The organism is Priestia flexa NBRC 15715 (assembly GCF_001591565.1).
Classification (GTDB): Bacteria; Bacillota; Bacilli; order Bacillales; family Bacillaceae_H; genus Priestia; species Priestia flexa.
The window spans coordinates 43,054-57,476 of record NZ_BCVD01000005.1; the positions used below are offsets into that span (position 1 = coordinate 43,054).

The following is a 14,423-nucleotide window of genomic DNA, read 5'->3' on the forward strand; positions in this document are numbered from 1 at the left end:
TCCCCACTCTCTTAATTTAGTTCACGTAAAAAACTTTTTCCAAACTGTGGCATCTTCACACCAAAGTTCTCAGCTACCGTCGCTCCAATGTCAGCAAACGTTGAGCGCACGTCAATCTCTTTACCAATTTTCATACTTGGGCTATAGGCTAACATTGGAACATATTCACGCGTATGATCTGTACCATGATGAACTGGGTCATTTCCGTGGTCTGCTGTAATGATTAGTAAATCATCATCGTTTAATAACGGGAATACCTCTGCTAAACGATCATCGAATTCTTCAAGAGCTTTTCCATATCCTTCTGGATCACGACGATGACCAAACAACGCATCAAAATCAACTAAGTTTAAGAAACTTAATCCGTTAAAGTCCATTTTTAATGTGTCGATTAGCTTATCCATTCCATCCATGTTTGACTTTGTACGAAGTGATTTTGTCACACCTTCACCATCATAGATATCAGAGATTTTCCCAATAGCAATAACATCAAAATTGCTATCTTTTAATTCGTTCATGACTGTGCGTCCAAACGGCTTTAGTGCATAATCATGTCGATTTGCTGTACGTGTAAAGTTCCCCGCCTCTCCAAGGAATGGACGAGCAATAATACGCCCAATCATATATGGGTCGTCTAGCGTAATTTTGCGAGCATACTCACAGATTTCATATAGTTCTTCAAGCGGCACCACTTCTTCATGAGCTGCAATCTGTAGCACTGAATCTGCTGAAGTATAGACAATTAACGCACCTGTTTTCACATGCTCTTCTCCAAGCTCATCTAAAATTTCTGTTCCTGACGCAGGCTTGTTACCAATAATTTTACGTCCTGTCTTATCCTCTAGCTTTTTAATAAGCTCATCTGGAAATCCATCTGGAAACACGTTAAATGGTGTATCGATATTAAGCCCCATAATCTCCCAATGACCCGTCATTGTATCTTTACCCGCTGAAGCTTCCTGCATCTTTGTGTAAACTGCTAACGGCTGTTCTGCTTTTTCAATTCCTTTAATTGGACGGATATTACTTAGGCCAAGCTTGCTCATGTTCGGCATATCCAAGCCGTTGCAACGCTCTGCAATATGCCCTAGTGTATCTGCTCCCAAGTCATTGTACTTTTCCGCGTCTGGTGATTCACCAATTCCTACAGAGTCCATCACAACTAGAAATACGCGTTTGTATGTAGATGATAACATCTTCATTCCTCCATCTTTGTTGTAAAATTCACTTCACTCATGAAGCTATAATAAACAATACTGTAATCGTATAGTTTCCAATATATTATAAAATTCCCTTTAAGGAAAAGTTTAACCATAATCTTTATTGGTCGGAAGTCTGACCTCTATAGTATAAAAGGTTTTTTCTTATTTGTACATAGAAAATGAAAGTGTTTTCATTTAAAGAACGACATTGCTATAAAACAATGCCGTTAACCTTTTACCTTTAAGCACGCGGATGGAATTGATTATAGACATCTTTCAAGCGTGTTTTTGTTACGTGCGTATAAATTTGAGTCGTCGAAATATCTGCATGCCCCAACATTTCCTGAACTGCTCGTAGATCCGCCCCATTTTCAAGCAAGTGTGTAGCAAAAGAATGTCGCAAAGTATGAGGCGTTAATTCCTTTTCAATACGCGCATCTTTCGCTAATCCTTTTAAAATCTTCCAGAACCCCTGCCTTGTTAGTCGCTTCCCGTGATGATTCACAAACAAAGCGTGTTCTCCTTGCTGCTTTTTCGTTAAAATTGGACGAGCTTGTGCCAGGTATGCTTCGATTGCTTCCGTTGCCATTCGCCCAAGTGGAACAATTCGCTCCTTACTACCTTTTCCAAAGCAACGAACAAAGCCCATTGTTAAATGTGCATCTTCTATGTTTAAATTCACAAGCTCTGACACACGCATTCCCGTTGCGTAGAGAAGCTCAAGCATCGCTTTATCTCGCAATCCAAATGGCGTAGACGTATCAAAGACTGACAGAAGTGCTTCTACTTCCTCTGCATTTAATACTTTCGGTAGTTTTCGTTCAAGCTGCGGTGTTTCAATATGAACGGATGGATCTTGTTCAGTCACTTTCTCGCGAAGTAAAAATTGGTGAAACGAACGAATCGATGCGATATGTCTAGCAATTGTTTTGGATGATTTTTGCTGATCTGTTAAATGCTTAAGAAAACTCACAATATGTGCTCTTGTCACAGCATTTAGATGATTTAACTGCTCAACATGTTCTAAATACTGACTATATTTCTTTAAATCCCGCTCATACGAATCGATTGTGTTTTTAGCTAAACCTCTTTCTACTATTAAATAGTGAATAAAATCTTGAACTTGATCCTTCAATTGCCTCTACTCCCCGTTTTGATAAAACATAAATAATCTTTCAATCCACGTTTGATCTTCATATACGTTCATTTGCATTACTTTCACTGCGGAGCCGCTCGGCTCATCATAACGTTTATAATCTTGATATTCTCCTGACACCCATACCATACCAAAATAAAACAATAGTGTGCAGCCTGTAAATAAAATAAACACCTTACAGCTATTATATACTAGCTCAACCCATGATTTCATTAGACATATCCTCCAATTTTCAACACTATTAAAAGATATGCCAATCTGGACATGTTTTATACCTACTTTACCTTGCCTAATTCAAAGCTAACTTATGTTAATAACTTACAAATATATTAAAATACATTTATATTGCTGAAGGAGGTAAAAAAGCTGACTACCACTATGCTATTACTGATTGCTTTAATATCAACCGGAATATGGTATGAAGTATCTCGCGAAACGATGAAATCCTCTAAAGAAATAAATAACTACAAGCTTATTACGCTACTATCTGCGGGTACTCTACTAGCAATACCATTAACGATTTCACTTTTTTACAATCTTCCATTCCATTAACTCCGTATGACTAAGCTACGCGTTCGTAAATACAGCGCCGAGCTTAGTCATTTTCATAAAAAAACAAAAACCTTCTCCCAAAAGGAAAAGGCTTATTTCACTCGTCTTTGTTTTCATCTTCACCTTGACAACGATGACAAATGCCATGAAACGTCAAGCGATGATCTTTAATTTTAAAGCGCCACTGCTTTTCAACAATCTCTTCTACATCTTCAAGCAAGTCTTCTTGAATTTCGTCCACTGATCCACATTCGATACAAACTAAGTGGTGATGAAAGTGTGCAGCTCCTTCTTGACGAAGGTCATAGCGAGACACGCCATCACCAAAGTTTATCTTATCAACAATTTTTAATTCTGTTAGTAATTCTAAAGTTCGATAAACAGTTGCTAAACCAATTTCCGGAGACTTTTCCTTGACGAGGAGATACACATCTTCGGCACTCAAATGATCCTCTTCGTGTTCAAGGAGTACTCTTACAGTCGCCTCACGTTGAGGTGTCAATTTGTAGCTTGCTGAGTGCAACTGTTGCTTTATTCGCTCAACTCGATTTTCCATAACATTCCCTCCCTCGCCATTCACTCATTTATTATATCAAATGTCGAAGGGGTGTCAAAATAAAATTATTATAACGTAAATAAAAGAATGTTTTTAAAATAAGAATAACTATTATTTATTCACTAAGCTCATCATTGTTTTCATTAATGTAGGAGAAACATAGCCTTCAATTAAGGATGCACATGCAATTAAAACAAATACTCCTACTAAAATACCGCTGTAACGAAAGAACGAAGCAGCAACCTGTTCCTTTGCTCCCTTAAAGAACTGCTGACGAATAAGCTTTAACGAAAACGCCACGGAAGCTGTTGTTAAGATTAAAAACGCAGGTATTAAGAAAATGTTTTGTGGCATTACCGACACAAAAGATAACGCAAAGCCGGAAAGTCCCATGCGATTTACTAAAAAGCCAACCGTAAATCCGATCACCATTCCTTTAATAAAAAGTAAGATTAACACGACTGGTAAGCCAATGATAGCTATACCCAAAATCCAAATAAGCCCGAGGTATTTTACGTTATGAAAGAAGCTTTGCTGAAACATTTCGGTACTCGTGGCCACTTCTCCAGTTTTAACAAGACCAAAGAAACGGTTTAGGTAAAAATAAAGATCGTCTTTTTGATCGACTGTTAAGCTATTTACCACGATAGCTCCAAAGATAATCCCCATTAAAAACAGCACTGTGACAAATAGATAAATTGAACTGTTATCGCGCAAGTGCTGTGTATAAGCACGCTTAATCCACATTTTTCTCATCGTCTTCCCCCTATCAATCACTTGATAGAGTATATGATAGATTCAGCGTAACTATGACAGAGATTATTCTACTTTTTATAGTAGAAACGAATGGTAGTTACTCACCTAGCACACTTCTAAGCTGTAAATATTGAACTGCGTACGCTGTTTTTGCATCGTAAATTTCATTTGTTTGAATCATTTGAAGCGCTTCTTCAATGCTTGTTTCTATCACTTCAACAAACTCATCCTCATCCAGGCTTGCTTTTGTTTCCATAACCTCTAGCTTCTCGGCTGTATAGAGATGTACAAGCTCATCTGCAAATCCCGGTGACGTATAGAAGGAAATAATATGTTTCAGTTCTTTACATGTATAACCCGTTTCTTCTTCTAGCTCACGTTTAGCTGTGACGATGGGCTCTTCACCTTTTTCAAGTTTACCTGCTGGAATCTCGACTAGGACTCGATCCATTGCTTTGCGATATTGTTTGACCATTACTAGCTTATGGTCAGCCGTTAATGCAATAACAGCAACTGCTCCAGGATGCTTAATAACTTCTCTCGTACTCGTTTTCCCATTTGGAAGCTGTACTTCTTCCACTTGTAAATCAATGACTCTTCCTTTAAAAATCTCTTTTTTCGCAAGCGTCTTTTCAATTAAATGATCCATTTTATCCACCTCGTTCTAAATTTAAACCCTTTACATATATTCTATCATACGACTTTTAGGAGGTAGAAGAAATGAAAGTTTATGTAGAGGGTAAACAAGTGATTTTAGTAGGAAAAGCATGGGAAATCCGCCAAAAGCTAAAAGAATATGGTACGCATTTTCAATATGTTCACGAATGGGTTTCTACTATTTCAAACGAACCTAAAAAGATAATAAAAAGTTAAGCAGCGCTAGCAAAGCGCTGCTTTTTCTGTGCCTCTTTGAGTCAATTAGTTGAGTTTATAAAATTATCCAGGCTACAATATAATAGATAAAACGTATTCCAAAGGAGTGGATAGGATGAAAAAGAGGCAGCTAGGTTCCTCCAATCTATTGGTTAGTGAAGTTAGCTTGGGGTGTATGTCGCTAGGAACGGATGTTAAAAGTGCTCAGCGAATTATAGATGAAGCGGTTGATCTTGGTATCAATTATTTTGACACCGCTGATTTATATGACTTCGGTCTCAATGAAGAGATTGTTGGTCAAGCGCTAAAACCAAAGAGACAAGATATCATTTTGGCTACAAAAGTAGGAAACCGCTGGAATGACGTTGAGGACGGTTGGCGTTGGGACCCATCGAAAGCATACATAAAGGATGCCGTAAAGGAAAGCTTACACCGATTAAAAACCGATTATATTGATTTATATCAACTGCACGGAGGCACAATTGAAGACAACATTGACGAAACAATCGAAGCGTTCGAAGAGCTAAAAAAAGAAGGACTCATTCGTGAATATGGGATTTCGTCTATACGCCCAAACGTTATTCGTGAATTCGTAAAAAAATCTTCAATCGTTAGCGTAATGATGCAGTATAGCCTATTAGACCGTCGACCTGAAGAAAGCGTGCTTCCTCTTTTAAACGAATATAACATCAGCGTGGTTGCAAGAGGTCCCGTCGCAAAAGGTTTGCTAACAAATCGCGCTCAAGAAAAGCTTGCTACAAACGAAGCAGGTTATTTAACTTATACGAAAAAAGATTTGGAACAGCTTATACCTGCTCTACAGGGCGTTGATTCAGACTTAAACCACGCAGCGTTAAACTACTGCCTTTATCATCCTGTTGTTGCATCAGTAGTAGCAGGAGCAAGTAGTCCAGCTCAGCTTCGAGAAAATGTACAAGCTGTTGAAAAGCTCCCTTTAAGTGAACTACACTATGAAAAGCTTCAATCATTAACTAAAGCAAATAAATACGAAGCACACCGCTAAATAAAAGCTCTTGCCTTATCGGCAAGAGCTTTTATTTAAATTCATTCCATTTTAAATCACTTTCATTAAATAGTTCTTCAAATGATTTATTTTTTTCTTTTTCCTTTCGAGCGCGCTCTTTCTCTTTTTGCTCTTCCTCAATTCTCTGCTCTTCACGCTTCGCGAGCGCATGTTTCTTTGCTTGAAGCTGCTTTACTAAATCGCTATTCAATTGATCTTTTAAACTAATTTGATTTTCTTGTTTCTTTTGACTGTTCTTTTGCTTGTGTTTTGCCATCATTGTTCACCCACTGCAATTAAATTATGATAGACATTTTACCATAAGCAAATATCTACAACAATTAATTAGAACGCATCCAGCTTTACATTTTCGTCTATTACTAGACCTGGAGCGGTTGATTGAATAATATCATCGACCGTATATCCTGATGCTACTTCAATTAGCTTTAGCCCGGTATCAGTTACATCAATAACAGCACGATCTGTAATAATGCGGTTTACAACACCTTGACCTGTTAAAGGGAGCGTGCATTCTTTTAAAATCTTTGGTTCACCTTTTCTTGTCACATGTTCCATGATAACGATAATGCGCTGAGCTCCGTGGACAAGGTCCATAGCTCCACCCATACCTTTAATCATCTTTCCTGGAATCATCCAGTTTGCTAAATCACCGGTCTCCGAAACTTCCATACCACCTAAAATCGCTATGTTAATATGGCCACCACGAATCATTCCAAACGACTCAGCGCTATCGAAATACGCTGCTCCATCGATAGCTGTTACGGTTTCTTTACCGGCATTAATTAAATCTGGATCGACGTCTCCTTCTTTTGGATAAGGTCCAATACCTAACAATCCATTTTCCGACTGAAGTACCACCGTTTTATTGTCTGAAATATAATTTGCAACAAGTGTTGGAATACCAATACCTAAGTTTACATAAAAGCCATCCTGAATTTCTTTTTCTGCTCGCTTTGCAATTCGCTCTCTTACATTTACACCATTTTCAATCATCATAACCGCTCCTCTCGTTATTTTTGAACCGTTAAGCGTTCAATACGTTTTTGCTGCTCGCCAACAATTAAAGACTGAACATAAACACTCGGTGTATGAATCATATTTGGATTTAATTTACCTGTTTCGTGAAGCTCTTCTACTTCAGCAATTGTCACTTTACCTGCAGCTGCAATCATCGGACTAAAATTGCGAGCTGTTTTATTGTATATAAGGTTTCCCATGTAATCAGCTTTCCAAGCTCTTACTAAGCTGACATCTGCCACCAATGCTTCTTCTAATAAATACTCTTTGCCGTCAAATGTTCTTGTTTCTTTTCCCATCGCAATTGGTGTGCCAACTCCTGCTGGTGTATAAAAAGCTGGAATCCCTGCTCCGCCAGCACGAATCTTTTCTGCAAGCGTCCCTTGTGGTAAAAGCTCTACGTCAATCTCTCCTGATAGAACTTGACGCTCGAATTCTTTATTTTCACCGACATAGGAACCTATCATCTTTTTAATTTGCTTATTTTTTAATAATAATCCTAGTCCCCACTCATCAACTCCACAGTTATTGGAGATAACCGTTAAGTCTTTTACTCCCGTTTCGACTAACGCTAAAATGAGATTTTCCGGAATACCACAAAGACCAAATCCTCCAACCATAATTGTTGAACCATCTTTTACTGGCTTAACTGCTTCAATAAATGATGTATGTACCGGTTTCATACATAACCCACCCCTTCGATTTTTTGAAAACGCTTACTATTTTATTATAGAATATTTAGAACTTTTTTAAAATATATAACTAGCAATTATAAGTAATTATTTTTTCGTTCGAAAAAGTTATAGGTGTTTTGCTATACTATATGCCTACTTTTTAAGAACGTTCACTTCATTTGAGAATATATGGCATAAAAAAAAACCATGAATGCTAAAATAGCTTCATGGTTTTTTCAATATTATGGACGTTCTACTAATGTAGCAACCCCTTGTCCGCCACCAATACATAACGTTGCAAGGCCTAGCTTCGCTTCACGTTTTTGCATTTCATGAATAAGAGAAACTAACACGCGAGTTCCACTAGCTCCTATTGGATGACCTAGTGCGATTGCTCCACCATTAACATTTAATGTTTCTTGGTTAAATTTAAGCTCACGATCAACAGCAATTGACTGTGCTGCAAAAGCTTCGTTTGCTTCTACTAATTCAACATCTTCTAAAGATACCGCTGCCTTTTCCAATGCTTTTTTTACAGCGCTTACTGGGCCGATTCCCATAATGCTTGGGTCAACACCAGCACTTGCATTGGATTTAATTGTTACTAAAGGTGTTAAGCCTAGTTCGTCTGCTTTTTGACGGCTCATCACAACAACCGCTGCCGCACCATCATTAATACCAGAAGCATTTCCAGCTGTTACAGAACCATCCTTTTTAAATGCAGGACGTAACTTACCTAAGCTTTCTGCTGTTGTACCAGCACGTGGAAACTCATCGCGATCAAAAATGGTTACTTGACCTTTGCGTCCTGGTACTTCTACCGGAACAATCTCATCTTGGAATCGTCCTGATTCGATTGCAGCCTCTGCTTTTTGCTGACTAGCAGCAGCAAAAGAGTCTTGTTCTTCACGCGTAATGCTATATTTATCACATAAATTTTCAGCTGTAATTCCCATATGATAATCGTTAAAAGCACACCATAGTCCATCTTGAATCATACTATCAACGACTTTTTGATCTCCCATTTTGAATCCATTGCGAGCATTCTTTAATAAATATGGCGCTTGGCTCATATTTTCCATTCCACCCGCTACGATAACTTCAGCATCACCAGCAAGGATTGCTTGAGTTGCAAGATGAACTGCCTTTAGTCCTGATCCACACACTTTATTGATTGTTAATGAAGAAACTGTTTCTGGTAAACCCGCTGCGAGAGCTGCTTGTCTAGCCGGGTTTTGACCTAATCCTGCTTGCAAGACGTTCCCCATAATTACTTCATCTACATCATTTGCTGCGATTCCTACTTTATTTAGTGCTTCTTTAATGACTACTCCACCTAAAGTTGGTGCAGAAACATTTTGTAAGCTTCCCCCAAAGCTGCCGATTGCCGTTCTAACAGCGCTTACAATAACCACTTCTGTTTGACTCATGTCGTTAACCTCTCCCTACTGTTTGATTACTGTCACATATATGCTTATTCGACAACCAACTTAATTTTCCTATTGTAATTTCGTTTATTTTGTAAAAATTTATAATTTTTATTGAATTTAAACTTCTATCCTTTAAAATAGGTAATTGAAAGCGTTATCAAAAAAGGAGGAAAATTATGTCGTTACCTTCTAAAGCAACCATCATTGAAGTAGGTCCTCGAGATGGACTACAAAATGAAAAAAATTTTGTACCAACACATGTGAAAATCCAGTTTATTTCTTTATTAAAAGAAGCTGGCCTATCAGAGATTGAATTAACTTCTTTTGTCTCACCAAAATGGGTGCCTCAAATGAAGGATGCACAGCAAGTTATTCAAGCATTCTCATTACAGCAACCTACTAATAACCGCCATATTGTTCTCGTTCCAAATGAGCAAGGCCTGACTAAAGCACTTGAAGAAAATTGTCAATCTGTTGCTTTATTTATCGGCGTCAGCAACTCGTTTAACCAGCATAATATTAACAAAACAACCGCTGAAGCTCTTCACCAACAGCTACCTCTTATGGAGAAGCTTAAAGAACGTAATGCCTACGTTCGCACATGCATATCAACTTCATTTTACTGTCCATACGAAGGGAAAATTAATCCAGACAAAACCGTAGAGCTTTGCGCACACTTTGTAGAAGCGGGCGTAACCGAGCTCAGCATTGCAGATACAATCGGGATGGCTAACCCAAAAGACGTTTTTACTCTCTTTTCAGCATTGAAACGCGCATTTCCTACAGTCCTACTAAACGCACACTTTCACGACACAAGAGGAGTAGCTATGGCTAATATTTATGCTTGCCTTCAAGCTGGGGTTACCCGCTTTGACTCTTCAGCTGGCGGGATTGGTGGATGCCCTTTCGCTAAAGGGGCAACTGGTAATATTGCAACAGAAGACTTAATTTTTATGTTAGATGAAATGGGTGTTCAAACAAATGTGAATCGCGAAAAAATTCTGGAAGCTGTTTCCTATATTGAACCCTACCTTTCACATCCAGTTTCAAGTAAGCAATACCGTCTCTATCAATTAGCTAAACGATAAGAAAGTAAAAAAGCACGGTAGAATCTACCGCGCTTTTGCTGATTGGTCAATAAATGACATTCTTGGATTTAAAATTTGCGCTGGACTTTTTAGCATGAATGTTCCAGCAGCGTCACTATAATCAATTGTCATGTTATCATCCATAAACACTTGTTTTGTTTTCTCAATAAGAATGTCACCACCGTTTGTCGAAACAACAACGTCATCAAATTCTTTATCAGCAACAATCCAAAGTGATGTAACGCCGCTTACAACACAGCCACAGCCGTCCGTATCATATTTCAATTTTAAAAATAGAGATGAGCTTTGATCATATTTTTCAGCAACTTTTTCAAGAGCACGATTGGTAAATACAATGTTCATTCTATCGCTCCTTTTAAATAAATGTATAAACGATGCGAACATGTTTATATAATGAAGTATAATATACAATGCTCACTCCATAAACTATTACGCTCATTAGTATAGACAATGGATGAGCGCTTATCATACATAAGGAGGAATTAACTTGCCAAAAGTTCAAATCAAGGTAATGGATAACGGATCATTTCGAGTGACTGGTGATGTTGAATTAATTGATGCTGAAGGTAATAAGTATGAAACGAAACCCACGTTTTCACTATGTCGATGTGGCATGTCAAAAAAGATGCCCTTTTGTGACGGAAATCATAAAGGTAAATTTGAGTCTTGCGTGCGTGCTAAAGCCGTATTAGACGAGTAATCTTTAAGCGGTTCAATTATTAACAACTCCTCTGTATCTGGACTAGCTGCAGATTTAGGTCGATCCGGATATAACGCTGCAAAAGGGGCAATTACAAATCTTACTCGAACAATGGCTATCGGTTATGCACGGGACGGTATTCCTGTTAATGTTATTGCACCAGGAACAATTGAAACTCCCCTTCTTGACGGACTATCAGGATCAGAAGAAGGAAAAAAGTTTAGAAAAGCCTACGAATGGGTTGATTCAATGGGACGTCTAGGAAAACCAGAAGAGGTAGCAGGCGCTGTACTTTTCTTGGCATCTGATGACAGTTCATATGTAACGGGAGATTGCATTACGGTTGATGGAGGTCACATGGCATACACACGGCCTGGTAAAATGCTTTATGACCCATCCTACAATAAGCTCGTGCCCATTGAGGGCACTGAGCTTATTTTTTGTAAAACGCATTTCCTGCTAGTTTTTCAACTAACCATGGAGCAACCTGATAAATTGTAGAGCCAATGCCCATCCACTTTGGCAAGTTAATCTCTCGCTTGTTGGTCCCGATAGATTCAACGACTTTTCTAGCAACATCTACTGGGTCAAGCATCATATTTTTCATGCTCTTTTCGTAAGAACCTGTTTGATCGGCAATGGTAAAAAAGTTGGTTTGAATTGGACCTGGATTAACTGCAGTCACTCGCACGTTAGTCCTAGCAATTTCTAGGCGTAATCCATTTGTAAACCCTAATACGGCATGCTTTGAAGCAGCATACCCACTGGATTTAGGCGTAGCTAGCTTACCTGCTTGAGAAGCAATATTAATAATATGACCTTCATTTCTTTCTAACATAGCTGGTAATACTGATTTCGTACACGCAATTAATCCCAGGACGTTTACTTGAAACATGGACAAAATCGTATCCATTGAAGCTTCCGTTACTTCCTCAAATACCCCAAAACCAGCATTGTTAATTAGCACATCAATTTTATAAACATCTTCAAGAATTTGATTCATGACCGTTTGAACGTCACTTAGATTAGCAACGTCTAATCGATATGTACGGCAAGTAACTCCATACTTCTCACTGATTTGTTCTGATACTTCTTGAAGGCGGATTTCATTTCTAGCAACAAGGATTGGATTAGCACCTCTTTTAGCTACTTCATAGCTAATCATTTTTCCTAATCCACCGGATGCACCCGTAATTAAAATATGCTTTCCTTTAAGATTATTCATTCTTACACCTCAATTATACAAACTCAGTGCTTTTAATCTTATCTTTCTACACTTAAAAAAACAAGATTAATGAGTGTGATAAATAAAACGATCACTTTCATATTGACAACTAATTTGGCGGAGGCTTTCAAGGTAGTCTAATTGCCCTACCGTTTCAGACATCGTCAACCCTAATTCTTTTTCATACACGGATGGAAACAGGAATTTACAAACATCAAATGCAGACATCGGCTTGTTCTTTAAAAGTTGATATACTTTTTCAGCACGCTCTCTTTGCTTAGTTAGTCGTTCTGATACAAGTTTACTCACTTCTTTCACTTCATCTCCATGGCCTGTGTAGATACATGAAATAGGTAATTCAGAAAGACGACGAAGAGATGTATTATACTGAAGCATTGACTTTTTTCGTTTCTCACCTTCATGATACGGAGGCTCCATAAGCGGGTTAGATGAAATATGTTTAAGTAATACGTCTCCACCAATTAAGGTTTCGCTTTGCTGGTGATATAAGGCAATATGACTTTGAGCATGTCCAGGCACTTCAATAATACCCCAATCTTCCAAGCCTTTTATTACACTACCTTCTTGAACTTGATTGTTTAGTGATCTTTCACAAGAATATTTCATTGAATGACGTAATCCTTTTAGATATTTTCGAAATCGTTCATCTACGCCTAACTGCGTAAAGAACTCTGTGAAAAATCGGTCATACTGGTCAAAGAAATTCGGATCTTTCGAAATCCACGGCTCGTTTCTCCAATGTCCGATTACCGGTGTATCTGGTGAAAAATGATCAAGCATACCTACATGGTCCGGATGATGGTGTGTCAGTAACACTTGATCGATATCCTCTACATGTAAGCCAATTTCATTTAGCTGTTTCGTAAAAGAATTCCAAGCCTCTTCTGTCTTCACCCCTGCATCAATTAAAGTAATGGACTCTCCTTTTAGTACATATACATTTACATCTCCAACTGCAAACGGTGTTGGCAATGTGAACTTGTGAATTTGTTCCTTCATAACGTTGTCCCCTTCTAAGTAATGACGTTTTCTTTAAGTGTACACGATTCCAATATACATTCATACAATATGCTTTCTTTTCTGAAAATTAGATTGACAGCTATCATTTTCTCAGTGCATAATTACAACAATATGCTTATAAAATCCACTCACAGAAGACAGCTTATATGTATTAAATACAACGACTTCATACAGAACAAAAAGTATTTTTATTCATTAACAGGTATATATAAAAAGGAGGTTCATCCCTTGATGAAACAACCATTAAATATTGCTTTTATCGGCGCTGGATCAATGGCCGAAGCCATGATTTCAGGGCTAATTAGTACAAACAAATTTAAGCCCGGACAAATTCACGTTACAAATTACAGCAACGACGCACGACTTCATGAATTACGTAATCAATATAAAATTAATATTACTCGAAACATTCCTTTAATCATTCAAAAAAGCGACGTAATTGTATTAGCAGTCAAACCAAAAGACGTTGTGGAAAGCATTGAAAACATTAAGCCTTATATCCATAAGAGCCACCTTATCATTTCCGTCCTTGCAGGAGTTTCAACAAGTAGCATCTTATCTTTATTTCAACACAAAGTACCTGTTGTTCGAGCAATGCCAAATACTTCCGCTTCAATCGGTTTATCTGCAACGGCCATTTCCAAAGGGGAGCATGCTAACGACGAGCATATAAAATTAGCTGAAACTCTCTTCCATACAGTTGGAACGGTTACAGTTGTTCCCGAAGCACAACTTCATGCTGTTACAGGCTTATCAGGTAGTGGACCCGCATATGTTTATTATTTGGTAGAAGCGATGCAAAAAGCTGCTCTACATCAAGGCCTTGAGTCAGACGTAGCGACAGACTTAATTACACAAACACTAATTGGTGCAGCTCAGATGCTCAGAACATCACCAAAAAGTCCTACCACGTTACGAAAAGAAGTTACCAGTCCAGGAGGAACGACAGAAGCAGGGCTAGAACAACTGACTGACTACGAATTTCAAGAAGCGCTTATCCAATGTATTGACAAAGCTACACTTCGTTCAAAAGAATTAGGTGAAGCTATTGATGAAAAAATGATGAGCAGTCGTACATCACATTAAG

Annotated in this window: 19 protein-coding genes and 1 pseudogene; 7 read left to right on the plus strand and 13 right to left on the minus strand. The window is 38.1% G+C overall.

The genetic code is table 11. The annotated features are described in order from the left end of the window. Positions 1 to 11: 11 nt before the first annotated feature. The 3 genes from deoB to BFL01S_RS01900 form a co-directional block, all read right to left on the minus strand. Positions 12 to 1,196 (minus strand): phosphopentomutase, encoded by a 1,185-nt coding sequence (gene deoB / locus BFL01S_RS01890; RefSeq protein WP_061784735.1) that lies wholly within the window; start codon positions 1,194 to 1,196, stop codon positions 12 to 14. A 247-nt stretch (positions 1,197 to 1,443) separates the two neighbouring features. Continuing rightward, positions 1,444 to 2,337 carry a site-specific tyrosine recombinase XerD gene (xerD, locus tag BFL01S_RS01895; RefSeq protein WP_025909097.1) on the minus strand — a complete coding sequence of 298 codons (894 nt, stop codon included), beginning with the start codon at positions 2,335 to 2,337 and terminating at the stop codon, positions 1,444 to 1,446. A 6-nt stretch (positions 2,338 to 2,343) separates the two neighbouring features. Beyond that, a complete protein-coding gene (locus BFL01S_RS01900) occupies positions 2,344 to 2,571 on the minus strand; it encodes a YqzK family protein (protein WP_025909098.1) in 228 nt (75 codons plus the stop codon). Positions 2,572 to 2,736: 165 nt separating this feature from the next. On the opposite strand from BFL01S_RS01900, the gene BFL01S_RS19810 reads away from it, so the two are divergent. Next, positions 2,737 to 2,910 carry a hypothetical protein gene (locus BFL01S_RS19810; protein WP_235195440.1) on the plus strand — a complete coding sequence of 58 codons (174 nt, stop codon included), beginning with the start codon at positions 2,737 to 2,739 and terminating at the stop codon, positions 2,908 to 2,910. Positions 2,911 to 3,007: 97 nt separating this feature from the next. On the opposite strand, the gene fur is transcribed toward BFL01S_RS19810, so the two are convergent. The 3 genes from fur to BFL01S_RS01915 form a co-directional block, all read right to left on the minus strand. After that, positions 3,008 to 3,466: a ferric iron uptake transcriptional regulator gene (fur, locus tag BFL01S_RS01905; RefSeq protein WP_025909099.1), complete on the minus strand. Its 459-nt coding sequence runs from the start codon at positions 3,464 to 3,466 to the stop codon at positions 3,008 to 3,010. Positions 3,467 to 3,577: 111 nt separating this feature from the next. Next, a complete protein-coding gene (gene spoIIM / locus BFL01S_RS01910) occupies positions 3,578 to 4,222 on the minus strand; it encodes a stage II sporulation protein M (RefSeq protein ID WP_025909100.1) in 645 nt (214 codons plus the stop codon). A 97-nt stretch (positions 4,223 to 4,319) separates the two neighbouring features. Further along, positions 4,320 to 4,871 carry an NUDIX domain-containing protein gene (locus BFL01S_RS01915; protein ID WP_061784736.1) on the minus strand — a complete coding sequence of 184 codons (552 nt, stop codon included), beginning with the start codon at positions 4,869 to 4,871 and terminating at the stop codon, positions 4,320 to 4,322. Between the two features lie 71 nt (positions 4,872 to 4,942). Here BFL01S_RS01915 and mciZ point away from each other — a divergent pair, with 71 nt between their 5' ends. Further along, positions 4,943 to 5,095: a Z-ring formation inhibitor MciZ gene (mciZ, locus tag BFL01S_RS19815; protein ID WP_076512177.1), complete on the plus strand. Its 153-nt coding sequence runs from the start codon at positions 4,943 to 4,945 to the stop codon at positions 5,093 to 5,095. A 115-nt stretch (positions 5,096 to 5,210) separates the two neighbouring features. Then, complete coding sequence (locus BFL01S_RS01920; RefSeq protein WP_025908916.1) at positions 5,211 to 6,119, plus strand: aldo/keto reductase; 909 nt, start codon at positions 5,211 to 5,213, stop codon at positions 6,117 to 6,119. A gap of 31 nt (positions 6,120 to 6,150) precedes the next feature. Here BFL01S_RS01920 and BFL01S_RS01925 read toward each other — a convergent pair whose 3' ends face one another. The 4 genes from BFL01S_RS01925 to BFL01S_RS01940 form a co-directional block, all read right to left on the minus strand. Beyond that, positions 6,151 to 6,396: a YqkE family protein gene (locus BFL01S_RS01925; RefSeq protein ID WP_061784737.1), complete on the minus strand. Its 246-nt coding sequence runs from the start codon at positions 6,394 to 6,396 to the stop codon at positions 6,151 to 6,153. A gap of 68 nt (positions 6,397 to 6,464) precedes the next feature. Then, complete coding sequence (locus BFL01S_RS01930; protein WP_025909799.1) at positions 6,465 to 7,133, minus strand: CoA transferase subunit B; 669 nt, start codon at positions 7,131 to 7,133, stop codon at positions 6,465 to 6,467. Positions 7,134 to 7,150: 17 nt separating this feature from the next. Beyond that, positions 7,151 to 7,840, minus strand: a complete 690-nt coding sequence (locus tag BFL01S_RS01935) for a CoA transferase subunit A (RefSeq protein WP_025909798.1) — start codon at positions 7,838 to 7,840, stop codon at positions 7,151 to 7,153. 233 nt (positions 7,841 to 8,073) lie between these two features. Then, entirely contained in the window at positions 8,074 to 9,261 is a 1,188-nt protein-coding gene (locus BFL01S_RS01940; RefSeq protein ID WP_025909797.1) for an acetyl-CoA C-acetyltransferase, read from the minus strand. Between the two features lie 176 nt (positions 9,262 to 9,437). On the opposite strand from BFL01S_RS01940, the gene BFL01S_RS01945 reads away from it, so the two are divergent. Then, on the plus strand, positions 9,438 to 10,349 hold the full coding sequence (locus tag BFL01S_RS01945) for a hydroxymethylglutaryl-CoA lyase (RefSeq protein ID WP_061784738.1): 912 nt from the start codon (positions 9,438 to 9,440) through the stop codon (positions 10,347 to 10,349). A gap of 24 nt (positions 10,350 to 10,373) precedes the next feature. Here BFL01S_RS01945 and BFL01S_RS01950 read toward each other — a convergent pair whose 3' ends face one another. Next, positions 10,374 to 10,712 carry an iron-sulfur cluster biosynthesis family protein gene (locus tag BFL01S_RS01950; protein WP_061784739.1) on the minus strand — a complete coding sequence of 113 codons (339 nt, stop codon included), beginning with the start codon at positions 10,710 to 10,712 and terminating at the stop codon, positions 10,374 to 10,376. A 169-nt stretch (positions 10,713 to 10,881) separates the two neighbouring features. Here BFL01S_RS01950 and BFL01S_RS01955 point away from each other — a divergent pair, with 169 nt between their 5' ends. Continuing rightward, on the plus strand, positions 10,882 to 11,070 hold the full coding sequence (locus BFL01S_RS01955; RefSeq protein WP_174521171.1) for a CDGSH iron-sulfur domain-containing protein: 189 nt from the start codon (positions 10,882 to 10,884) through the stop codon (positions 11,068 to 11,070). Between the two features lie 9 nt (positions 11,071 to 11,079). After that, positions 11,080 to 11,478: pseudogene (locus tag BFL01S_RS01960) on the plus strand (SDR family oxidoreductase); the annotation flags it as partial. 25 nt (positions 11,479 to 11,503) lie between these two features. Here BFL01S_RS01960 and BFL01S_RS01965 read toward each other — a convergent pair. Both BFL01S_RS01965 and BFL01S_RS01970 read right to left on the minus strand, forming a co-directional pair. Next, a complete protein-coding gene (locus tag BFL01S_RS01965; protein ID WP_025909793.1) occupies positions 11,504 to 12,295 on the minus strand; it encodes an SDR family NAD(P)-dependent oxidoreductase in 792 nt (263 codons plus the stop codon). Positions 12,296 to 12,361: 66 nt separating this feature from the next. After that, on the minus strand, positions 12,362 to 13,315 hold the full coding sequence (locus tag BFL01S_RS01970; RefSeq protein ID WP_061784742.1) for an MBL fold metallo-hydrolase: 954 nt from the start codon (positions 13,313 to 13,315) through the stop codon (positions 12,362 to 12,364). Positions 13,316 to 13,567: 252 nt separating this feature from the next. Between BFL01S_RS01970 and proI the strand changes: the two genes are divergently transcribed. Further along, positions 13,568 to 14,422: a pyrroline-5-carboxylate reductase ProI gene (gene proI / locus BFL01S_RS01975; RefSeq protein WP_061784743.1), complete on the plus strand. Its 855-nt coding sequence runs from the start codon at positions 13,568 to 13,570 to the stop codon at positions 14,420 to 14,422. Position 14,423 lies beyond the last annotated feature (1 nt).